The organism is Vibrio fluminensis, assembly GCF_015278125.1.
GTDB lineage: Bacteria > Pseudomonadota > Gammaproteobacteria > Enterobacterales > Vibrionaceae > Vibrio > Vibrio fluminensis.
Genome location: NZ_JADILO010000049.1, coordinates 1 through 21,649, shown reverse-complemented (window position 1 = coordinate 21,649; position 21,649 = coordinate 1). Strand labels below are relative to the sequence as shown.

General features: G+C 44.0%; 20 protein-coding genes and 1 pseudogene. 14 read left to right on the top strand and 7 right to left on the bottom strand.

Annotated features, from left to right (window positions below; all coding sequences use genetic code 11):
- Positions 1 to 175 precede the first annotated feature (175 nt).
- Together IRQ95_RS21105 and IRQ95_RS21100 are read right to left on the bottom strand one after the other, a co-directional pair.
- Positions 176 to 1,207 carry an NADP-dependent oxidoreductase gene (locus tag IRQ95_RS21105; RefSeq protein WP_194439645.1) on the bottom strand — a complete coding sequence of 344 codons (1,032 nt, stop codon included), beginning with the start codon at positions 1,205 to 1,207 and terminating at the stop codon, positions 176 to 178.
- Positions 1,208 to 1,306: 99 nt separating this feature from the next.
- On the bottom strand, positions 1,307 to 1,891 hold the full coding sequence (locus IRQ95_RS21100) for a TetR/AcrR family transcriptional regulator (protein WP_194439643.1): 585 nt from the start codon (positions 1,889 to 1,891) through the stop codon (positions 1,307 to 1,309).
- A gap of 255 nt (positions 1,892 to 2,146) precedes the next feature.
- Here IRQ95_RS21100 and IRQ95_RS21095 point away from each other — a divergent pair, with 255 nt between their 5' ends.
- Entirely contained in the window at positions 2,147 to 2,476 is a 330-nt protein-coding gene (locus tag IRQ95_RS21095) for a hypothetical protein (protein ID WP_194439641.1), read from the top strand.
- Between the two features lie 3 nt (positions 2,477 to 2,479).
- A complete protein-coding gene (locus IRQ95_RS21090; protein WP_194439639.1) occupies positions 2,480 to 2,974 on the top strand; it encodes a GNAT family N-acetyltransferase in 495 nt (164 codons plus the stop codon).
- 84 nt (positions 2,975 to 3,058) lie between these two features.
- On the opposite strand, the gene IRQ95_RS21085 is transcribed toward IRQ95_RS21090, so the two are convergent.
- Together IRQ95_RS21085 and IRQ95_RS21080 are read right to left on the bottom strand one after the other, a co-directional pair.
- Positions 3,059 to 3,727: a CatA-like O-acetyltransferase gene (locus IRQ95_RS21085; RefSeq protein WP_194439637.1), complete on the bottom strand. Its 669-nt coding sequence runs from the start codon at positions 3,725 to 3,727 to the stop codon at positions 3,059 to 3,061.
- Between the two features lie 48 nt (positions 3,728 to 3,775).
- Positions 3,776 to 4,666 carry a LysR family transcriptional regulator gene (locus IRQ95_RS21080; protein ID WP_194439635.1) on the bottom strand — a complete coding sequence of 297 codons (891 nt, stop codon included), beginning with the start codon at positions 4,664 to 4,666 and terminating at the stop codon, positions 3,776 to 3,778.
- Positions 4,667 to 4,840: 174 nt separating this feature from the next.
- Between IRQ95_RS21080 and IRQ95_RS21075 the strand changes: the two genes are divergently transcribed.
- The 9 genes from IRQ95_RS21075 to IRQ95_RS21035 all read left to right on the top strand — a co-directional run bounded on the left by IRQ95_RS21075 (position 4,841) and on the right by IRQ95_RS21035 (position 14,406).
- A complete protein-coding gene (locus tag IRQ95_RS21075) occupies positions 4,841 to 5,056 on the top strand; it encodes a DUF1656 domain-containing protein (protein ID WP_221181783.1) in 216 nt (71 codons plus the stop codon).
- A gap of 18 nt (positions 5,057 to 5,074) precedes the next feature.
- Complete coding sequence (locus IRQ95_RS21070) at positions 5,075 to 5,980, top strand: efflux RND transporter periplasmic adaptor subunit (RefSeq protein ID WP_194439633.1); 906 nt, start codon at positions 5,075 to 5,077, stop codon at positions 5,978 to 5,980.
- 2 nt (positions 5,981 to 5,982) lie between these two features.
- Positions 5,983 to 8,193 (top strand): FUSC family protein, encoded by a 2,211-nt coding sequence (locus tag IRQ95_RS21065; protein WP_194439631.1) that lies wholly within the window; start codon positions 5,983 to 5,985, stop codon positions 8,191 to 8,193.
- A gap of 282 nt (positions 8,194 to 8,475) precedes the next feature.
- Entirely contained in the window at positions 8,476 to 9,285 is an 810-nt protein-coding gene (gene yidA / locus IRQ95_RS21060; protein ID WP_194439629.1) for a sugar-phosphatase, read from the top strand.
- A 568-nt stretch (positions 9,286 to 9,853) separates the two neighbouring features.
- Positions 9,854 to 10,150 carry a 2TM domain-containing protein gene (locus tag IRQ95_RS21055; RefSeq protein WP_228481534.1) on the top strand — a complete coding sequence of 99 codons (297 nt, stop codon included), beginning with the start codon at positions 9,854 to 9,856 and terminating at the stop codon, positions 10,148 to 10,150.
- 437 nt (positions 10,151 to 10,587) lie between these two features.
- Entirely contained in the window at positions 10,588 to 11,277 is a 690-nt protein-coding gene (locus IRQ95_RS21050; protein ID WP_194439627.1) for a hypothetical protein, read from the top strand.
- Between the two features lie 338 nt (positions 11,278 to 11,615).
- A complete protein-coding gene (locus IRQ95_RS21045; protein WP_194439625.1) occupies positions 11,616 to 12,161 on the top strand; it encodes a hypothetical protein in 546 nt (181 codons plus the stop codon).
- An 865-nt stretch (positions 12,162 to 13,026) separates the two neighbouring features.
- The gene (locus IRQ95_RS21040) at positions 13,027 to 13,671 is read left to right on the top strand and encodes a LysE family translocator (RefSeq protein ID WP_194439623.1); all 645 of its coding nucleotides are present in this window, start codon (positions 13,027 to 13,029) and stop codon (positions 13,669 to 13,671) included.
- Between the two features lie 24 nt (positions 13,672 to 13,695).
- A complete protein-coding gene (locus IRQ95_RS21035; RefSeq protein ID WP_194439621.1) occupies positions 13,696 to 14,406 on the top strand; it encodes a class I SAM-dependent methyltransferase in 711 nt (236 codons plus the stop codon).
- A gap of 58 nt (positions 14,407 to 14,464) precedes the next feature.
- Here IRQ95_RS21035 and IRQ95_RS21030 read toward each other — a convergent pair whose 3' ends face one another.
- On the bottom strand, positions 14,465 to 15,790 hold the full coding sequence (locus tag IRQ95_RS21030) for a sensor domain-containing diguanylate cyclase (RefSeq protein WP_348541637.1): 1,326 nt from the start codon (positions 15,788 to 15,790) through the stop codon (positions 14,465 to 14,467).
- Positions 15,791 to 16,345: 555 nt separating this feature from the next.
- The gene (locus tag IRQ95_RS21025; protein WP_194439649.1) at positions 16,346 to 18,166 is read right to left on the bottom strand and encodes a PhoX family protein; all 1,821 of its coding nucleotides are present in this window, start codon (positions 18,164 to 18,166) and stop codon (positions 16,346 to 16,348) included.
- Positions 18,167 to 18,503: 337 nt separating this feature from the next.
- Between IRQ95_RS21025 and IRQ95_RS21020 the strand changes: the two genes are divergently transcribed.
- From IRQ95_RS21020 to IRQ95_RS21010, 3 genes are all read left to right on the top strand, one after another.
- A complete protein-coding gene (locus IRQ95_RS21020; protein ID WP_123783709.1) occupies positions 18,504 to 18,929 on the top strand; it encodes a hypothetical protein in 426 nt (141 codons plus the stop codon).
- Positions 18,930 to 19,101: 172 nt separating this feature from the next.
- Positions 19,102 to 19,719, top strand: a complete 618-nt coding sequence (locus IRQ95_RS21015) for a LysE family translocator (RefSeq protein ID WP_194439616.1) — start codon at positions 19,102 to 19,104, stop codon at positions 19,717 to 19,719.
- A 148-nt stretch (positions 19,720 to 19,867) separates the two neighbouring features.
- Positions 19,868 to 21,001 (top strand): phosphatase PAP2 family protein, encoded by a 1,134-nt coding sequence (locus IRQ95_RS21010; RefSeq protein WP_228481533.1) that lies wholly within the window; start codon positions 19,868 to 19,870, stop codon positions 20,999 to 21,001.
- A gap of 358 nt (positions 21,002 to 21,359) precedes the next feature.
- Here the strand turns inward: IRQ95_RS21010 and IRQ95_RS21005 are convergent.
- Positions 21,360 to 21,649 (bottom strand): annotated as a pseudogene (locus tag IRQ95_RS21005) (bifunctional acetaldehyde-CoA/alcohol dehydrogenase); the annotation flags it as partial.

Genomic DNA, 21,649 nt, shown 5'->3' with positions numbered 1-21,649 from the left:
TGTTCCATCGTTACCATTTCCAGTTCGTATTGTTGCGGAGTCGGTTCTTGAAGCATATCGGAGTATCCATATTTCGATACTCCTATTAGATCAAAGGTCTAGCTCAAAAGCTAGACCTTTGTCAGCAGTCTGAGGGTCGACATTGTCGACCCTTTTTTATGCGCGCTGCTCCAATCTAAAGTGGTTGATTGGTTTGGATAACGAGCTTGCCAAAGTTCTTACCTTCCAGCAGACCGATGAACGCCTGGGGCGCATTTTCCAGCCCTTCCACAAGATGCTCACGGTAGTGAATTTTGCCCTCTACTAGCCATTTCGACATGTCAGCCGCAAACTCGCCGTAGCGGTGTGCGTAGTCATCAAAGATGATAAAGCCTTGCATCTTGATGCGTTTGATCAGCAGTTGCGCCATCAGCATCGACATGCGATCTGGACCATCAGGCAGCGCGGTGGCGTTGTATTGTGAGATTAACCCACATAGCGGAATACGTGCACCAGTGTTGAGTAGTGGTAATACCGCGTCAAACACTTTGCCACCGACGTTCTCATAATAGATATCAATGCCGCTCTCACATGCAGCGGCGAGCTGCTCGGCAAAGTCATCTGCTTTGTGGTCGATACAATGATCAAAGCCAAGTTGCTCAACCGCATAACGGCACTTCTCTTCACCGCCAGCCACGCCGATGACGCGACAGCCCTTAAGCTTACCGATTTGACCCACCATAGAGCCCACAGCGCCCGTTGCAGCAGCAACCACTAATGTGTCACCTTGCTTTGGCTGACCGATATCTAACAGCCCCATATAGGCGGTAAAACCGGGCATACCCATGACGCCCAGTGCGTATGAAGGATGGGTTGGATTCATGCCGAGCTTAATCAATCCCTCACCATTAGAGATACCGTAGTCCTGCCAACCAGTATAAGCGAGTACCCACTCACCTTTATCAAAGTTGTTATGCTTAGTTTCCACTACCTGACAGACTGTGCCACCAACCATCACCTCGTCAATTGCGACAGGATCAGCGTATGATTTGGCATCATTCATACGTCCGCGCATGTATGGGTCAAGAGAGAGGTAGACACTACGCAGTAAAATTTCGCCATCATTTGGGCTTGGGATCTCGGCGTTTCCTAAACGGAAGTTGTCTTTGATAGGCGCGCCCACAGGACGAGAGGCGAGGACGATACGGCGGTTTACTGAATCTGTCATTTGGGTTTACTCCATGTTATCCACTTAAAAATAGACCAGTCGTCTAGTTTTGATGCAAAAAAATCCCGCCACACAATCTTAGTTTATGGCGGGAGGGTTTTAAGCTTTTAACAGCTGTTTTGTGGCGACCAAACTTAGCTCAAGGTGGGTTTGATCAGGCATCAGTTTGTTAAGCAGGCTCGCACCTAACCACTGCTGATACAGCTGGGAAGCAATCTGATTACTGTTTGATACGCCAATAGAGCCATCTTGGATCCCTTGTTCAATACAATTTTCGAGTGCCTGAATGATTTGCGATGCACCTCGCGCGAGTGAGATACGCATCGCATTGGAAAGATCGGAGACTTCGGCGCTTAATTTCACTACCAAGCATTTATTTGCATTGCAGACACCGTTGTTTACTTCTAGCCACATCGAGAAGTAGTTAATCAGGCGTTGGTAAGCGGGCAATTCAGGGTTGTTGAACAAGCCATCAATACGCTGCAAATAGCTACGGAAGTACTCTTCGATCAGCGCTTCACCAAATTGCTCTTTGGATTTGAAGTAGTGATAGAAGGAACCTTTAGGTACATCAGCCGCTTTGAGCAGCTCGGATAAGCCGACTGCGGTAAAGCCTTTATTGACGATAAGCTGATAGCCAACCTCTAAGATATGTTGGCGTGTGTCATTGGTTTTTGCGTTCATAAGCAAACAATACAATCAATTAGACCAGTCGTCTAGTTTTGTATTGGCGACGGCTGAAAGGTAGGTATGAGTTTGGTTTGCGCCTTGACGAAAAACAGCAAGGAATTCATCTTGCGTTTACGGTTTGCAAATATTGATGAAGATCTCTGAATTGAGATTTTATTATGTAAGTTATTGAATAATTTAAGCTGTTCTATTGTTGCTTGGGGACTTTCGTGCTCATATAAGTTTTGCCTAAATTAGGAGCTTTACTTGATGTCTAAAGAAAATGCAGTGCTTAACGAGTTAACCGAACTCAAGTCTAAATTTGATAGAGTCATGGACAAACTGACACTCACGGATATGGATCTTACCGTTATCTCGGCGGAATATGGTCAGTTGAAAAAGCGAGTCAAATCGCGACTTGATGAGCTTCAGCAAGCTGCTGCGATAAATGTTGATGAGCAAAACTATTTGTTGCCAGCATTAAGAGAGGTTCATTTACATTGTGTGGCGAGAAGCAATACTCAAAACCGCCAAACGCTGTCTGATTCGCTTTGTGATGCGCAAGATTATCTGAGTCATTACTTGAGTCAAAAACGCTAAGGGATGAAAACCATACGCACCCAACTCAGAGCCTTCACTGCAGCGGATTATCAGTGTCTAGTTGATTGGATTGATAGCGATGAGCTCAATTACCTTTGGGGTGGTCCTAAATTCTGTTTTCCACTGACTCAACAGCAATTGGATGAACACTACGCCAACCCTGACGTTTATGCCTATCTGTTTTGTGTTGATGAAGCCAGCGCGGGGTACGTAGAGCTGTATCGAGAATCTCTCAATAGCTTTAAGATTTGCCGCGTATTTATCAGCAAAGAATTTCGTGGCCAGCAACTATCGCAAGTGATGCTGACACAATTGATGCAAAAAGCGAAAAGTGAGTTCAATGCCACTTCATTGTCTCTTGCGGTGTTTAGTCACAATCAAGTGGCAAAACGTTGTTATCAGTCGCTGGGTTTTACTACCACAACGGTTGAGCAGGGAATACGTCAGTTCAAAGGTCAGCAATGGGATCTAGAGATGATGCATAAAGCACTAGGTTAAGTGACATTGTCACTTATTGCTCATCTGAGATCCCATTTCTAAGCGTGATTTTCGAGTATTGGTTGCCGGCATTATTTGCTAGAATTAGCCATCAGAGTTGTCGTCGAGCAACTGAGGATTATTGAATAGCGATTGCAGAGTATGAATGAACTGACCGACATGCAAACCATCCATCAAACCATGATGCACTTCAAGTGACAGTGGCATACGCCAACCTTCACCTTGTTGGGTTAACTTACCATACGCCATTTTAGGCACACTATCGGGAAAGTTGGTATCTCGGGCATGGCTCATACTGGTGAAATCAACCCATGGCAGAACCGTCAGATGAATGGTGTTTTGCACCATCTCTTGACCAATAAACTGCTCTAAAATGAACGGCGTGTTTTTCACTCGCTGCTCGGTTTCAGTCGCGCTGTGGCAGAATTCCGCGAACTTAGGTTGATAAGGTAGGTCACAAAAGCGCACCGTATCATCGTCAGCAAGAATCGCGACGCTAACATGCATCGGTGAGTAGATGCGCACTTCATCCCCAACCAAGCGCGTTGCCATAGGTTCACTCTTATTAAGCGCCTGCTGAGTTAGATAGAGATAAGCATGGAAGAATCGATGTCCGTGCTGCTTACAGTATCGATAAAGCTCACTGACATCGAGGTTGCTACAGATATTGTACCAAGGGTGGCTAAAGCCTTGGTAAAACTTGAAGTGTTCAGCGCGCGCCCATTGAGCGACATCCAGCACTGTATATGCCATGTTTATAATCCTAGTGTATCCCTTTTGCTCCGAGAGCTTAGGAACCGTTTATACGTATTCTTTTAGGGTTTGTTGTAGATGCTCTTTAAGCAAGGTCAATCTGGCGGTATTGCGTAAAGAGGGCAGGTAAATCATGTATAGGCTAACCTCTGGCAATTGATAATCCGCGAGCACTTGAACCAAGCGCCCATCTTTTAGCGCATTATTGACTTGAAAGATAGGTTGCATCGTAATGCCTGCACCCTCAATCGCTGCGCTCATCATCGCTTGACCGCTATTGATGGTGAGTTTAGAGGATACCTCGGGCTTAAAGTGTTGTTTACCATCAAAAAAGCTCCAGTTATGGTTTAAATAGAGCAAGCTCGATTGTAAACATTGGTGATCGCTTAACTCATCTGGATGGTTTGGTGTGCCGTGCTGCTGCAAATACTCAGGTGAGGCACAGACAATCATCTCAAAGCTTTTCAGTTTGTGGGCAATGAGGTTTTCATAGCCATCCACTTTGTCGCGGAAAATCACTTCAAAGCCATCTTTCTTTATATCAGGCAGGCGGTTGTCGACTACAAGATCAATCTCTAACTTTGGGTAGCGCTGCATAAAGCGTGCAAGGCTTGGCGCTAATACCTTGATGCCGACATTCACACCAGTGCAAATCTTAAGTGTGCCACTGGGCTCGTTCATGTTGCGGTAGATGTCTTCTTCTGCGGCTTTGAGCTCGGCTAGGATAGTTAAACAGCGTTGGTAGTAGCGTTCTCCTGCGGCCGTGACCTTTTGAAAACGGGTCGATTTAGCCAGCAGCTTAGTGCCCAGTCCTGTCTCTAAGCCTCTAACATGTTTGCCGACCATTTGTGCGCTAATGCCACGTTCGTCCGCAACGGCGGCAAAGGAGCCAAGTTGTACCGCACGTACAAAAATTTCCATACTGGTAATTCGATCCATATTCGCCTCTATTAAAAACCAAAAGTGGTTTTTAGCCATATTTATTCGAAACTATTGGTTGTTAGTGTAATCCCTTTGCGTACATTTATCTCTCGGTTATTTGTGATTAACATCACGTCGAAATCATTCTGATTGTGTTCCAACCCGATTTAAATTTCCCTGCGAGGCTCTGCATTGCTCACTGCTATTCCCCAAGAAATTGCTATTGGAGATATCTATTTGCCACCGTTATTAGTGGCGGGTTTCTTCGGTGTCATTTGTACCTCACTGACTACGCGACTTCTCAATCGCTTGCGTTGGCATCGCTATGTTGTCAGCCCGCCATTGGTCGAGATGTCGATGGCGATTATTTATACCGTGCTGATTGGTACGTTTGTTTTTCCTAGTTGATTAAGTGAGAGTGAAACAGTGAAGAAGCGAGTTTTTGTAACCGGTTTAATTGTCGTATTGGCGCTAATGGCGATCGGTTGGAAGTATCAGCAGTACATCACCAATCCTTGGACGCGTGATGGGCAAGTACGCGCGCAAATTGTGCAAGTCACCCCACGTGTTACCGGACCATTAGTTGCGATTCATGTGACAGATAACAGCGAAGTCAAAGCTGGGCAATTGCTGTTTGAAGTGGACCCACGTACTTATCAAGCGGCGCTTGCCAAAGCACAGGCAAGCCTTGTTCAGGCAGAGACATTATTGAAACGTGCCACCGATGAATCTCATCGCGGGCATTCTCTTGCTCGTAAGCAGCCGGGCTCGATTTCACAACTGATGCTGACGCAACAAGCCAATGCGGTTGAGTCGGCTAAAGCGGGTGTGATGGTGGCTAAAGCCGCACTTGAAGAGGCGCAACTGAACTTAAGCTTTACCCAAATTACGGCGCCAGTGGATGGTTACATCACTAACTTGAATCTGCGTGTTGGTAGCCAAGTGGTGGCGAACCAGCCGATGGTTGCTTTGGTGGATAAAAGCAGCTTCTGGATTGAAGGCTTTTTCAAAGAGACCGATATCAATGATGTGATTTCTGGTGCGCCAGCCACGGTTACCTTGATGTCCTATCACGGTCAGCCTTTGCAAGCGCAAGTTGACAGCATTGGCTACGGTATTGCACATAAAGATGGCAGCACTGGTGTTTCGCTGCTACCCAATGTGAGCCCGACTTTTCAATGGATTCGACTGGCGCAACGCATTCCTGTGCGCGTGCGTTTAGAGACTCTACCTAGCGATATACAGTTGCGTGTTGGCTCAAGTGCTACCATTGTGATCCACAAACACCCTCAGCTCGATTTGGAGTCATTCATCGCTAATCTTGCGGAGTAAGCATGATGGTTGCTCTTCGATATCGCTTGCCGCTCAAAGTGGCTTTAGCACTGACTTTAGCTATCGTAAGTGCGCTCTGGTTAGGTTGGGAGAAGCCGTATTGGGCTGCATTCTCTGTTGTGGTGATGGCGGTGACAGAGTCAACCGGTCACTCACTCAAGAAAGGACGCCAACGTATCGTCGGCACTCTTTTCGGCGTGTTGGTCGCGTTTGTCATGATTGGGCTCTATGCCCAGCAGCCAATCGAATTGCTCGCTTGCTATAGCCTGTTTGCCGCGCTTTGTGTTTATCATCAGACCAACCCTCGTAACGGTTACGCTTGGTCTATCGCGATGATGGTCGCTACGTTAGTGATGGTGATGGGCGGCTTCTCTGGCACGCAAACATTCAACGTTGCGGTGTTACGTATTCAAGAAACGATTCTTGGCGTGGTCTGTTTTTCTCTGGTGTTCAGTTTGTTGTGGCCGGCATCAAGCCGCACGCTATTACTGCAAACGCTGCAAAGCTACTTTGATCAGCAAGCCGCATTAGTGGCTGAAATCATCTCAGACTTGGAGCAAACGGGGCATCTACGTCGTGATTACTCGTTAGGTAACAGTATTAAACGCTTAAGCCGTTTAGAAGACTTGATCCATGCGGCGATGGCGGACAGTTATGAGTTAAGCAGTGCAGAGCAAAAATGGCAGCAACTGCTGAAACAGCAAAATCAGTGGACTCTGCTTTGCGGTCATTTGTATGAAGCGACACGATTAGTCGATAAGCCATTTAGCCAAACTCAGCAAGATGAAATTAAGCGAGTGCTCGACCATCTGTTGCTGCGTGCTCAGCGAGCATCTACGTTGCTACAAACTCGCCTTGCTCAAGACTCTTGGCTTGAGTGTGAACCGTTGGCAGAGAAGTTAGATAACCCAGTCGCAGCGAGTATTAATCTTCAGCCACAACCTGATGATGCGGGGCATTCTCATGGCGCGCTAAGGGCGATGGAGAAGATCCTCAATCAAATGGATGCTTATCATCATAAAATGCACGCTACCTTGCTGGAAGCGCTGGGTTTTACGCATCACTCACTGGCTACTGAACAAGAAGAGAAAACCCAGTTTCAAGCCAACCTGAGTGCTCAAAAGCGCCCATGGCTGAGTATTGATCCTGAGCGCGCGATTAATGCGCTTAAAGTCTCCATCATGTTGTGGATCTCAATGGCGCTGTGGCTCTATGTGCCAACGCCCGGTGGACCGATGATTGTTCTGTTTGGTGGCGCTTTTGGTGCTGTTGTGCTGTCGATGCCGTTTGCGAGTACTCGCTCATTGCTGTTTTACATGCTCGGTTGGGCAGGTGTTGTGTTGCTGCAATACATCTTCATTTTGCCGCACTTTAGTGAAATCTGGCAGCTAGGAGGCTTTTACTTTATCAATAGCTTTGTGATTTGGTTTGTCTTCAATCAGCCGCAGCAGATTTTCCATCGCTTACTTGGCACGATGAACTTAGTGTTGATGACCAACAGTGCGATGCAACTGACGCCCACTTATGACATTCAATATTCGCTACTGGTGTTAATGCTGTTTACCTTTGGCATGTTGGTGATTTTCTTTGTCAATCATGGGGTGTTTTCAGCCAACCCAGAGCGCGTGTTTTTGCGTCAATTAGGGCATTTTCGTCGCAGCTTGCAGGCAAACTTACAGAGTTTATTAACCTCGCAACGTCAACCCTGGGTAACCTTTGTTAGCCCCGTTGCGGTAAAAGCAGTGGCGGGTGCAGAGGCGGCGATTAATGTGATCAATTGGCAGATGTATCCAGAACTGGATAAAGCCGAAGCCGAACAGTTGATCGCTCGAGCCTATAGCTTGTGTTTGCATTATCGCGCGTTTGCTGACAGTTATCGTCAATGGCAGCAAAGCAGTTTCCATGCGGGTATCGATAGATTGATTCAACGCTCGATAGCTGAGATGACCAAATTGCTCGATACCAGCATGATTAGCGAAGATAACCGACATCATGCCATTGTGTTACGCCAGTTGCAGCAGCAACTACAGCACTATTTGTATGGCTTTGAGGGGAGCTCTCCGCTGCAAATTGCGTTTAGTCAGCCGCAAGCGGATCAGAGCTATCAGCTATTGGTATCGATGCAAATCTTGGTTGAATCTTTACAGCAATTGCAGCAAGACACCAGTGTGAAGGACTTTTATCAACTGCGCTTATCGCCGTTTACGATTTAGCCAGTTCTATCTATGGTGAGGACTGTTGATAGGCATCAATCTTGGGTGAGAATTTGTTATTTTGTCATCAATTGTTGTCGAGTTAGTCACAAAAATTCTTTAAGATGCGCTATCCCCAAGCAACTTGAAGATGCAGGTAGGCGACAAAGGAACAAAGCCTCTGAGCATAGATGATCTATGTGATGAGGTTTGTGAGTGCCAGTCCCTTTTTTAACTAGTAAAGCGCTGCAACTTCAAGTAGGACGGGTATATTAAAATTTGTCGTTAGCCATGGAATCTCACATGTACAAACTGGTTGCCTTAGATATGGATGGCACACTGCTTAACTCGCAAAAAGCCATCACCCCTCGTACCAAGCAAGCCATTCAAGCCGCGCGTGATAAAGGCGTGGTCGTGGTGCTTGCATCCGGCCGACCTCTAGAAGGTATGTTGAACTCATTGTCTGAGCTGGAGATGCACAGCGATCAAGATTATGTGTTGAGCTACAACGCGTCACTGGTGCAGCGCGTAGCGAGCAAAGAGGTGATTCGCAAACAAATTCTAACCGGATTGGATGCGAAAAAAATCGCAAACCTTGCTCGCGAATTGGGCACTTTTGTGCATGCTTTCTCGCCTGAGCGCGGTTTGATCACAGAAGCGGATAACCCGTACACCAAGCACGAATCTGACATCAACGGCGTACCAAGCACCGTGATGGATTTTAATGAATTAGCTGATGATGAAGAGATCATCAAAGTCATGATGGTGGCAGAAGCGTCAATCCTAACGGGTGCGATTGAACAATTACCCGCAGAGCTTTACCAACAATACACCGTAGTGCAAAGCGCGCCATTCTTCCTAGAAATCATGAATGCTAACAGTAACAAAGGCACTGGCGTTGCCATGCTTGCCGAGCATCTAGGTTTTGATGCAAGTGAAGTGATTTGTATGGGTGATGCAGGTAACGATCACCATATGATTAAGTACGCCGGTCTTGGCGTCGCGATGGGTAACGCAACGGATGATATTAAAGCGTTGGCGAATCATATTACCCTTAGCAACGATGAAGATGGCGTAGCGGTAGTGATTGAAGATTTTATTCTTAATGCTTAATTAAGTTTTTGTCTTTGTTGAAGAAGTGGCTGTTCACGGTGATGAATGGCCATTTTTTTTGCATGCGTGATTTAAATTTTTTCATTCCGTCACTTTCGCGCACAAGACTTAAATTTTGTCATTCCACGCGAAGGCGGGGAATCTTGGTTTGTCCCCACTCATTTTTGGCAGAGTATTGCGGTATGTCCCGCTTAGTCATTGGTCACCAATCTTACCTTTTAAGAAAGCGGTCCAATTACTCTTTGCTGCGCCAAAGAGTAATCAGAAAGGCGCTTTTGTATCGTTGGTGTTGTCCGGTCGGTTTTAGGCGTTCCCGACGCCGAAAACCTAAAAATGCTGTCCTGCATTTTTACCTAGAGTTGTAGTTGTATCGGCTAGGTCGTTTGGGTATAGAAAGGTTCAAGAGCTTTTTTCGAGCATTACTTCGTTACAGGCGTAGGCGGTTTATCCTAGTTTTCGACACTTCATTCCCCATTTCCGGCAATTCGTCGCACAGGAATTTTTGACCCCATAACTTCAATTATTATGACCTCATTAAACAACGATGTTGAAAAAAAAGGGTCATAAAATGGAACAATCAATGCACACAACTGAGCAGCAGGAACATGTACTGGCTCAAGTGAAGAAAATCAAAGAGTTTTACTCGCACCTAACACACTACTTGTCGGTAATATGCCTATTATTTGTTATTAATTTCGTGACTGGTACGGATGACCTTTGGGCGATTTATCCCGCTTTAGGTTGGGGGATCTTTATCGTTTCACATGCAATCAAAGCATTTGAGCCGTTTAATTTCTTAGGTTATGACTGGGAGAAAAGGGAAGTAGAGAAGCGGTTAAGTAAGCTGAATAACCGTGATGATTAGCTTGCTGGATAGGTATGTCCCGCTTAGTAGTGTGTCGCTCTCTTTCGCTTGGTGTAAGCGGTCCAATTACTCTTTGTCTTGCCAAAGAGTAATCAGAAAGGCGCTTTAGTGTCTTTGGTGTGGTCCGGTCGGTTTTAGGCGTTCCCGACGCCGAAAACCTAAAAATTCTGTCCTGAATTTTTACCTTGGGTGATGCATATCTTTGGCTGTTTGGAAGGATCTACTGTTTAGTAAATGAATGGCTAATATTGATATATAGTTGTGACTCGGATTTACCCCAAAGTGTTTTTGCTTTGATGGAGACAAAATTGTTAGATTTTCACACGGCATAACTAAAACTAATACGAGTGGGAAACTAGCTAGAACTCACCTTATTACTTTCAGTGCAATCAAAGAGACAAAATAATTTGGAAAATTCGAAAGGAGTCGATAGCCACATGCAAAGCATTAACGAGAACTATTCAGTTAAAGTGAGGAAGCAACTACAGAAGGACTGCAGAGAAATCTGGGGCAAAGTACGTTTAAAAGACAAGGGCGAAAAAAACCTGAGAAAGCAGGTTAAAAGGCTATTTCAAGACCCTGGAATTGTCGGTTTTTACTTGGAAGAAAAAAACATCTACGGCATGGTCGTAATATTTGATGAAAAAGTAAATAAGTTTGCAGGTGCATATATTGCGAGAGTCGATGGAAAGTTAAGCATTTACGACAGTAGTATCCGTTTTTCTCTTCATTCAGTAGAACGCCTGATATTTCGACTTCAAATGAAGAACCCAAAAGTTGAAGTTGCTAAAGCTATTCACTCGCAAACTAAATTTGTTTTTAGTCCAGAAAAAGACTTCACTATTAATCTCGATCCTAAATGGCGTACACCTGGTCTAAATGACGTTGAAATAGCATCACCATACCATGATGAAGATGACAATCTTGTTGGTATGTTTTTCCTTACATCGACTAGTAATATCAGTTGCAATATGGTCATGGCTGGTGTGGTGAAAACCTTCGTTGATAGAGAACTACTAAGAGAAGAACAATACCGTAGTTGCATGGAGGTATATGAACGACAATGTAAAGCACGAACAGCCTCTAAAATACCAATCAGAAAGAACGGGAACTCGCTCATAACCTGAATTATTGCACCGATTTTGTGTGAGATTATCTTCGGCTACGGATGAAACTTTTTTTCCGAAACCTTGGTAGCTGGCACTTCGTAACTCATTTTCGACCGATTTATCCAATCAGCAAGGCTAGTTTCCAGCTAGAAATGACTTTTAATCCTAAGTCTTGGTGCATTTTATTTTAGACGGCAAACTAGCGAGTTGAACATGGTAAGAACTATCTATGCCGATATCTGAGGTCAATTCACAATACCTGTTGTTTTTTGAAGCTATATCTCAAATTATTATGTATGGTAATATTTTATTCCGCAAAGTGGATTGTTGCGAGAATTTTATTATGGTGAAATTTAGTGAAAAAATCTGTTGTTTTATGGTCAATGCTCACGATTGTATCAGGTTGTAAAGCTTTACCTGATACGCCTCTTCATGATCAGTTAGCTAATGAATATGATAAAAATTACCCTAGTCTTGGTTATCAACCATGGGCTTATTTGGAACGCCATATGAGCATTACTAGTAATAGAAATAGTGAATTTGGCTCTTGTTCTTTTTCTGTCCCATATGGCTCTAGAGGGGCTGAACATGAGATTCTGATTGCTCGTTACAATGATTGCGTTGCTAAGAAGAAAGTAGAAATTGCAGTTCGAAAAGAAGCAGAAAGAGAAGAAAAAAATAGGCAGGATGCGTACAGGCAAACTGATGAGTACAAACAAAAAATAAAATTGGACTTTGAGGTTAAGAAAGCTATGGATGCTGCAAATAAAGCCCTTAACTCTAAATGTATTCGTAAAGCTAACAATAGCGATGTGGTCTTTCTGTATACGCAATATATTCCTCAGATAGGTAGTTGCTTGGGTGTTACGGCAAACGGCGAGGAAGTTTTTTTTAAGCTTTAATTTATATGGGGGAGAAAGAAGCACCAAGATTTAAGCCAGCGCTCAAATCGTCATTGAAAAATAAGAAAGAAGTTCTAACACAAGAACAAATAAAGGAAAAAATTCGTAGAGAAACAGAAGCTAAAATCGAGTATCAAGCATGGTTAATTGAAAACGACATACCGTTTTAAGCTTGTATTAACAACAAATTAGACTTTCTAGATAACATGAGTCTAACGCTTGTGTCACCGCTCTTAGATTAAATTTGCAATACCTATGGTTATTGATGGTTTACTAAATTATTAAGAGCGTTGGCACATTTTTGTCCAAAAACGATTCAGTTAATATTGCCACATCACTAAGCAAAAATGCAGGACAGCATTTTTAGGTTTTCGGCGTCGGGAACGCCTAAAACCGGCTGGACAACGCGCGCGATACAAAAGCGTCTTTCTGGTTACTCTTTGGTAAGACAAAGAGTAACTGGACCGCAGACTGCAATGGTAAAGAAATCGACGCCCTATTAAGCGGGACATACAGCAATACTTAGCCAAAAGTATATTGAGACCAAAAGCGAGATTTCCGCCTGCGCGGAAATGACAATGTTTGAGTTTAGTGTTCAAAATCGCAACGCTGCTCTCCTGTTGCGGTATGACACGCTTACGACAATGGTAAAGAAATCGGCAGCCTACTAAGCGGGACATACAGCAATACTTAGCCAAAAATGATCCACCTCCGATATTTACAAATTCCCCAATAAGATTCTCATTTGCTGAAACTGCCACCTCGAATCATCAAGAACCTTGTGTAACCATGAGCGCGTTTGAAGCAAGGCTCTTCAATAGAATATTAAGTGCGATTAACCGAGAGCCGAATAAAGGAAAAGGCGATGGATCTTATTGCGATATCGAGTTTTATTTTTCTCGCAGCACTGCTAGTGATTTCTCCGGGACCCAACGGTGTATTGATTGTCCGGACAGCGACACTGTATGGCTCGAAGGCTGCCTATTTTAATATTTTGGGCTTTCTGGGCGCATTCTATATTCACGGTACCCTCTCCATCTTAGGAATCTCTTTACTGTTAGTGCAGTCGGCGCAGGCTTTCTTGGTGTTTAAAGTGCTGGGTGCGGCGTATCTTTGCTGGATGGGGATTCAGTCGATTCTTTCCGCAAGGAAAAAGCCAATAAGTATCGACCCTGATATTAAAGAAACCAAACGCGAACTCTCTTTCAAAGAAGCGTGGCTACAAGGATTTATCACCAACGCGCTTAACCCTAAAGTGTCGATGTTTTATCTCGCGGTTTTTCCCCAGTTTATTTCCTTAAGTCAAAGCCCCCACAATGCCTACTTACTGGTAACGTTGCATGCGTGTGTGAACTTTTTGTGGTTTGCTGGCGTGATCACTTTGCTGTCTAAGGTTGGGCAAAAAGTGCGTCACGGCAGGGCGAATGGTTGGTTAAAATCAGTTACGGGTGTGGTGTTTGTTGGTTTTGGGCTTAAGCTATTATTTCTCAAATCGTTGGTAAGCCAATAGTCGGTTTAGTTAGGAGTTTTTATTTTGAGTGAACAATACAATGACGAAGTATCGAAGCATTATGCTGCTTACCGTCCACCTATCCATCAGATGATCCTTCAATCTTTGCTGGCGAATAAGCCCGAGTTTCAATATGGCTTAGATATTGGTTGTGGCACTGGTGTGTCAACGCTCGCGCTTAGCCCATATTGCACCGAGGTGGTCGGTGTTGAACCTAGCGAGGCGATGCTTAACCAGGCGCAAACTATCGCCAATGCGCGTTACTTAGTGGGTGATGGTGAAAACATCCCGCTTTCCGATAACACGGCCGATATCATCACCTTCGCAGGTTCACTCTATTACGCTAAATCGGACGCGTTAGTTGAGGAGCTACAACGAGTTTCAGCTCAAGGAGCCTTGGTGATTGCGTATGATTTTGAGGTTCAGTTATCAGAGTTTATGCAGCAATTGGGGATTGAGATGGCCTCAAGTTCATCTGGTTACGATCATGCTATCAACTTTAGTGATTGCGACGCGCTGCAAGAGCTTGCATGTGAACAGGGCAGCATTGGGCTTGAGTTGAATAGCCAGCAACTGGCGCATGTGTTGTTTTCGTCTTCTACGCGCTATCAGCGCTTGGTTGATAAGTTTGGCGTTGATGGTGTTTTTGAGTTGGTTGTTGAGCAGTTAAATCGATTGGCAAATCAACATCGGGTAGAAGTGCTAACTTACCAATCCTGCTATCGTTTGAGTTAGTATGGAATAAAAGAGCGGGGTAGATTCCATTTACCCCGCTCGTTTCTATTCAACTGAATTAGTTGACGCAAACTCGGTTACGTCCGGTTCTTTTCGCCAGGTAAAGCGCTTTGTCGGCAGAGCTTACTGCGGTCTCCATTTTGTCAGAGCTTGTAAAACTGGATACGCCTATACTGACTGTAAGGTTGATATTGTGCCTCTTAATCAATATTGGCGCTTTTTCAACGGCCTCTCTTAAACTCTCGCATATGGCTTTTGCTTGGTCTGCAAAGGTGTTTGGCATAAGTAGCATGAACTCCTCTCCACCTGTACGCGAAAAGATAAAATCATCATGGATGATAGCGTTACAGATTTTAGAAAACTGAATCAACACTTTGTCACCCACATCATGGCCATAGTTATCATTGATGTGTTTAAAAAAATCTATATCAAATACAGCGATGGTACCTGATTGTTTTTGACTTTTTAGCGCCTCGAACTTGAATTCAAAACCTCGTCGATTAAGCAAACCCGTCAGAAAGTCGGTATGTGCTTCCCTTTGTAGGTGAGTTCTTTGTTTTTCAGAGTCTTGATATTTTATAAAATATCGCAACGGTGTAAGTAGGATTAAGATGGTTATTAAGAGCGTACACAGTACCAATACTCTTGATATTAAGTTGTTGTCATTGGGATAAAAGTATATATCCCAGTGGCTTTCAAATAACCGTATTACGCCTTTGTATGGTACACCATCTGAGTGGCCGTTAGATACGATGCTTTTCTCTGCAACGTCATCCGTATCGGGATTGTAGCCGGAGATTGAGTAGTTTTTTATGTTGTGTTGTGCAAGTTGATTTTCAATCACTCGTAGTATTGATTCGAGATAAATCACAGATGAAGATAGTCCGATGAAACCTTCTTCATCAGAAATGCTTTTTCGCAGAATAAATGCTGGTCGGCCATTTTGGACGAGCGGTATTGGCCCAATGATGGTCGTTTCTTTATATTGGATAGACTCATTTGCGCCGCGCTTACGTTTTTCATCAGCTAGTACGTTATGTCCAACAGCCTGTTTGTGCTCTTGATACGGGTACGCAAATTTAACGATACCGTTGGGAAGGTAAAGCAGCGCATCGACATTACTATATGTTTCCAATAGCTTTTTGCTTAATAGATTGAAGTGTTGTTCGCAAATAGCGCGATCGCTTGAGAGTAGGGTCATCTCTTTTAACACTTCAGAGGTTATTAACGCATCGTTGAAAACGGATTTGATTTCTTTATTTAGTTTACTGATCGCTTGGTTAGAGGTTCGCTCATGATTGATGCTAGTGAGTTTAGATGTTAGCAGTTCAGTGAGTATAAGCAGTGAAGTGATAATCAAGGCTGCTTTCGTTAATTTCACCACGCACATTGTTCCCTTTAAAGATAAGTTACTCCTATTTCCATATTTGTCTGCGAAATATCCATATCAATTAAACGTCAAAAATTGTTATTTATATCTAATAAACAAATGCTTACTTATACTTTGAGGCTTGTTTGGAAGAAGTAAAAAGCTTAGGTAAGCGACGTAAAAAGCATCTTTGCGGTGTCTTTGTCAGTAAAATCCCACAAGATTTGCGAAATTATACGCATATAAATCATTTAATCGATGATTATTACAACTTGTTTTGATTAAAAATTTTTATCATTCGGCATGTTATGTTTATCGATCGATGATGCTGATCGAAACGATCGATACTGTTGATTAAAAAAAGTAGTCGATAAGGAAAAATTAAATGCACGACCAGATTAGAGTGTTTTTTGATCAATGAGTTACGTGTACTTTTCAAACGGAAATGAATTTTTAGCCATTTGCTGCGAATTGGTAGAGGAAAGGTGGTAGAGAGTAGTGCTATTTGATGGTTTGTTATAAAAAAGCCCAACTTATCTTATCAGTTGGGCTTATCACTTTATGAGGGTTTTACGCGCCGATCACGCCACCATCATTACGGGTGATCATAATTACCGATGAACGTGGAATCGCGTTTCCACCTTGAGGAAAGTGCGAAGGGGCAAGATCTTCACCGGGGTGCTGCACACCAACAAACATGGTTTTGTAATCAGGTGAGAAGGTTAAGCCGGTGATTTCACATGCTATCGGACCGGTGAGAAAGCGGCGGATTTCTCCCGTATTTGGATCGCTACAAAGCATCTGATTGTTTCCCATTCCAGCAAAGTTGCCTTGATTTGAATACTTACCATCGGTTTGAATCCATAAGCGCCCAGCTTTATCAAATCCGATGCCATCAGGGCTGTTGAACATATTGTCTTTATTAATGTTGTCGCTACCTGCCATTAAGCTGTTCGGGTGAACTTCAGGGTTGCCCGCTAGGACATAAATATCCCATTCGAAGGTATTGGCGTTGTTGTTCCCTTGAGTCGGGCGCCAGCGAATAATATGACCATATGGGTTTTTCTCGCGAGGGTTAGCCGCATTGAGTGGCTGAGACTCTTTCGCGCCGCGATGTTTATTATTGGTTAGGGTGCAAAAAACCGATTGGTTGTCTGGATGAACGGCGACCCATTCTGGTCTATCCATCGTCGTCGCCCCTACTTGTGTCGCAGCAAGGCGAGCAAAGATCAGTACCGATGCTTGATCAGCAAAGCCATTCTCTGGCGTTAAACCATTTTTACCCCAACTCAGTTCCAGCCATTCCCCCTGACCGGCTAACTCGCCCTCAGTGCCGGTGAACTTTGCTACATATAATGTGCCCTCGTCGAGTAAGTCTCGGTTTGAATCCGACCCTGGGCGATACTTGTTCTTGGAGACAAATTTGTACAGATGCTCGCCACGTTCATCATCGCCAAGATAAACGACAACATGCCCATCGTCATTGATGGTTAACGCGGCATTTTCATGCTTAAAACGTCCTAAAGCGGTGCGTTTTTTAGGTTTTGAGTTTGGATTCATTGGGTCGATTTCTACTACCCAGCCATGGCGATGTGGCTCGTTCGGCTCTTTTGCCATATCGAAGCGCGCTTGGTGTTTATACCAATCATAGCCGCGATCTTGATTGTTTAAGCCATAACGTGCGTAGGTATCTCCTAGCTTGGTCTCTGCGGTGTTGGCAAAGTAGCCATTGAAGTTCTCTTCACAGGTGAGGTAAGTCCCCCAGGGTGTCTGTCCGTTGGCGCAGTTGTTAAAGGTGCCAAGTACGTGTTTGCCTGATGGATCGGCTTTGGTTTGAAGGTGCTTATGACCTGCGGCAACACCGGTCATTTCCATTTCAGTGTAGGCGGTCACGCGGCGATTGAGGCGACCCTCTACATTCACCTGCCATTTCCCATCGACTTTATTGAGTTCAAGGACAGAAACACCATGTGCAGCTTGCGCTTTGCGCGCATCATCGGCTGAGATCTGCTTACCTTGATGAGGGTAAAGGTACTCATTGTTGGTGTATTCATTATTGACCACTAGCACGGCACGTTGATCGGAGATTGGGAAAAAGCTCATGCCGTCATTGTTGTCACCAAATTGCATCTCTTGTGCTTTAGCATTGTTGCTTTGCGCAAACTCAGGTGCCCCTTTTACCACGGCATCACCCCATGAGATCAGCACATCTGCTTTATAACCATCAGGCACGACAACAGTGTCAGCGGTTGAGATAGGAATCGCTTCAAAGTTGAGTAAATTAGAGTGGCTTGAGGTTGTCTTGGCGATCGCTTGGCTAATTGGGCTGGCAGCGAAAAAGCCCACAGTACTGGCAGCGCCAGATAGCTGTAAAAAGCGGCGGCGAGACATGGCAGCATCGACAAACTTATTGAATTCTGGTTCTTGGTCGAGCGGTCGTTGGTCAGGGGTAGGTTTTGAATACGTCACAGTGGCTTCCTTTAGTGATTGTCCATCTACTTAAATGGCTTTAATCGTTCGCTGGGTATAATGCTAGGCGGATATGACGGTGAAGTTATGTTTTGTTAACAACTTTGTTACACTTAAGTGGCTGGAATTTAGTCTAAATAATCTCTAGAGACTGTTGTCTGAGCGTGATTCACAGACTGTGACTATATTTATATTTCGCCCGAGACTCAGTTGCCTTATCATTCGGCGAGTACACTGAGTTTAACTTTGAGGGTTAACAATGAAAAAATACGTAGCGGCATTGGCACTTGTTGCAGCACTATCAGGCTGTGAAGATGCAACTAAAGCAATTGACCAAGCACAAGAAGCGGCAAATAGCGCCGTTGATAGCCTTCAAGAGAAGATGGATTCGTTTGACCCGAGCAAACTGAATTTAGATCAGTTTGGCGAAGCGACAGAATCTGCAAAGGAGTTCGCGGCGTCGATTGAAGAGGCGATGAATGCGGATTTTTCAAATCCTGAGATTTTGACAGAAGTTCAAGACAAAATTGCCAATACATATAGCTGTCTAGTTGATGCGACGTCTGAATCGACGGCTGAAAAATTGCTAAATAAAGTACTGGCTGCTATCGGCAGTGAAGATACGCAATCAGTGATTGAGAAAGGTATTGAGAAGGCGAAAGCTGCTCAAGAGTGCGTGATGTAAGCCAGCGCTTAAATTACAAGATATACCAGAGCCCGTGGGTGAAAACCTGCGGGCTTTTTTATTCGTTATTCTTTGAGAAGTTTCGATCTAAATCATATTCTTGCTCGAATATTCGTCATATGGTGTGTCATGATGAAGCACATAAGTAATGGATTACTAGGAGCTAATCACGATGACGACCACTTCGGCAATTGCGCTGTTTCTTGCTATGTCCCTTTCAGCTTTAATCCCCGGTCCTAGTGTACTGGCAGTGGTATCTCGCTCGATTAGCCAAGGTTTTAGACAAGGTATGTTTACCGTGTTAGGTATATTGTTAGGCGACTATCTGTTTATCTTCCTCGCCTTATCTGGACTATCTGCGGCCTCAGTTGCGATGGGGGAGTTTGCATCATTGATAAAATATCTGGGGGTAAGCTACCTCTTTTGGCTTGCGTATCAAACATGGAATACCAGCATTGAAGGAAAGTTGGATTTCCCTCAAGACACTGAGTATCGTCAGGCTTCAAGTGTGCTTAGTGGATTAGTGATTGCCTTGGCAAACCCGAAAGCGATTTTGTTTTATATGGGGTTCTTTCCAGTCTTCGTTGACGTGACGAGTATTCATGCGGGCGATGTCTTCATGATTCTGATGATTTCGACTTTGTCTGTAGGTGGTGTGTTGGCGGTCTATGCGTTTTTATCGGCTAAGTCTCGTCACATGTTCACTAATAGACTGGCCCGTAAGTGGCTGAATCGCTGTTCAGCAGGCGTCTTGGCATCATGTGGGGTTATTTTGGTGAGTCGTAACTAGTGAGAATATACTCAAGTAACCTCAAGGTGCTTGGTTCGTATGAAAATCAATATTTAACTTTTTGAACTGTATCTAATAATGATGGTTTTAGTTTGAAGTATAATTTCATGATCTCTAGCTTGTCGTTCAATTAGTATTGAGTAGCAGTTTGTTTGGTGGCAAAAATAATATGAATTTAGTCAATAATGCGCTTTCATGTATAAAAAATGAAGCTAGAGAAATTATTTTTCATATAAGGAATGATTTAACAATATATGTTCTTATGGCTATTTTTGTCATATGCGTTTCAGGGTTCGTTCATTTTCATGGCTATGTAAATGATGTGCGTTTTTTTGCTTATTTTTATATTTTAAAGTTTGTAGTGCCGATATCGATAGTTTTGTATTTTATCTATTACTTCTTTGAGCTACTCTTTAGACGTGAAAAACGACCGTTAAGGTGTTATTTACAAAGAATAAAATTGGTTTTTGTTTATCGAGCTAAACTCGTTTCAGCCTTTATCTTACTGACTGCCATGAGTGTCTTTATATCAAGCTTTTCTACAATGAAAAGTTTGATACCTATTGTGAATATGTTTCATTTTGATGATCTTTTTCATCAACTGGACTTGTGGCTTTTCAATGGTTACCAGCCAGGGCTTTTAGTTGTAGAGTCTTTGGTAAATCCTTTTTATCTATTTGTTATTAACTTCTGCTATAATTTATGGTTCTTCTTTATTTGGGCTATTCTGGCATATTTTTTAATTGCTGATAAATCGACAAATAGAACAACTTTTCTTACCAGTTGGATACTTTGCTGGGGCGTGCTTGGGGCAGTATTAGCTATGCTGTTGTCCTCTGCTGGGCCTGTATTTGTAGAAAAACTGGATCCGACTAACCTGACTTACCAACCTCTAATGCAATTGCTACAAGAAAAACATGCTTGGCTAGTTGAGCAAGGTTGGCCCGGATTATACTCTTTGAATACGCAAGAGCAATTGTGGTTGGCCTACGCTGAAAATGTAGAGATGCTGGGGAGTGGGATATCAGCAATGCCAAGTATGCATGTTTCCATTGCAGTGCTAATGGCTTTATCGATGGGGGCGGTGAACAAATTCATTAGTTATTTTCTGTGGTTTTTTGCGGCACTAATTTTCATTGGTTCGTTCACCCTAGGCTGGCACTATGCTGTCGATGGCCTTGTCAGCGCTCCGCTGACGTATTTGATATGGCGGGTCTCTTTAGCGTTCGCGGAGAGATCGAGTGCGATGAAATACCGTGCGGTGAGTGAAAGCTATCTGTAACGTATATTGAAGCTTGGGATAACGGAACGCTAGGCGTTGCCTAGCTACGGAGTACGGAACGTTCGGCTTCACCTCTCTTCGGGAGAAGGGAACGCTTGGCATAGCCAAGCTATGGGAAAGAAAACGGAACGCTAGGCGTTGCCTAGCTACGGAATACGGAACGTTTCGCTGCGCTCCACTTCGGGAAGGGGAATGGAACGCAAAAAGCTACGGATAAGTAAGCCGTCGGCTTTACAATCTCGAATTTCATTTCTCGAAGGATTCCCGAATCTCGCCTCTCGAAGCCCAGCCTGCTGGGCGATCCCACATCCCGAAGTGCGGCAGAGCCGCACGTTCCGCGCTTATCTAAGCGCCGCCCTTAGGCGTGCGCTGCTTCTTTTGTCTCTTTGCTTACGCTTTGTTGGTCAGTTTTCTTTTTAGTCGGAGAGGTTGTTTTAGCCACGTCTAAACTTGCTTCTGAATAGTGCTCACCGTAGAAAGAGCAAGTGAGTACTTCTCGCAATTCACTGATCAGTGGGTAACGTGGGTTCGCACCAGTACATTGGTCATCGAACGCTTCTACCGCTAGTTCATCAACTTTCGCTAGGAAGTCAGCTTCATTTACGCCAGCCGCTTGGATAGACAGTGGAATGTCTAGGTCGCCTTTCA

Bases quoted from the DNA above. Each gene is read 5' to 3' on its own strand.
- IRQ95_RS21025 (WP_194439649.1), bottom strand. From the start codon at position 18,166: ATGTCTCGCCGCCGCTTTTTACAGCTATCTGGCGCTGCCAGTACTGTG.
- IRQ95_RS21015 (WP_194439616.1), top strand. From the start codon at position 19,102: ATGACGACCACTTCGGCAATTGCGCTGTTTCTTGCTATGTCCCTTTCA.
- IRQ95_RS21085 (WP_194439637.1), bottom strand. From the start codon at position 3,727: ATGGCATATACAGTGCTGGATGTCGCTCAATGGGCGCGCGCTGAACAC.
- IRQ95_RS21095 (WP_194439641.1), top strand. From the start codon at position 2,147: ATGTCTAAAGAAAATGCAGTGCTTAACGAGTTAACCGAACTCAAGTCT.
- IRQ95_RS21065 (WP_194439631.1), top strand. From the start codon at position 5,983: ATGATGGTTGCTCTTCGATATCGCTTGCCGCTCAAAGTGGCTTTAGCA.
- IRQ95_RS21080 (WP_194439635.1), bottom strand. From the start codon at position 4,666: ATGGATCGAATTACCAGTATGGAAATTTTTGTACGTGCGGTACAACTT.
- IRQ95_RS21020 (WP_123783709.1), top strand. From the start codon at position 18,504: ATGAAAAAATACGTAGCGGCATTGGCACTTGTTGCAGCACTATCAGGC.
- yidA (WP_194439629.1), top strand. From the start codon at position 8,476: ATGTACAAACTGGTTGCCTTAGATATGGATGGCACACTGCTTAACTCG.
- IRQ95_RS21050 (WP_194439627.1), top strand. From the start codon at position 10,588: ATGCAAAGCATTAACGAGAACTATTCAGTTAAAGTGAGGAAGCAACTA.
- IRQ95_RS21105 (WP_194439645.1), bottom strand. From the start codon at position 1,207: ATGACAGATTCAGTAAACCGCCGTATCGTCCTCGCCTCTCGTCCTGTG.
- IRQ95_RS21055 (WP_228481534.1), top strand. From the start codon at position 9,854: ATGGAACAATCAATGCACACAACTGAGCAGCAGGAACATGTACTGGCT.
- IRQ95_RS21090 (WP_194439639.1), top strand. From the start codon at position 2,480: ATGAAAACCATACGCACCCAACTCAGAGCCTTCACTGCAGCGGATTAT.
- IRQ95_RS21040 (WP_194439623.1), top strand. From the start codon at position 13,027: ATGGATCTTATTGCGATATCGAGTTTTATTTTTCTCGCAGCACTGCTA.
- IRQ95_RS21100 (WP_194439643.1), bottom strand. From the start codon at position 1,891: ATGAACGCAAAAACCAATGACACACGCCAACATATCTTAGAGGTTGGC.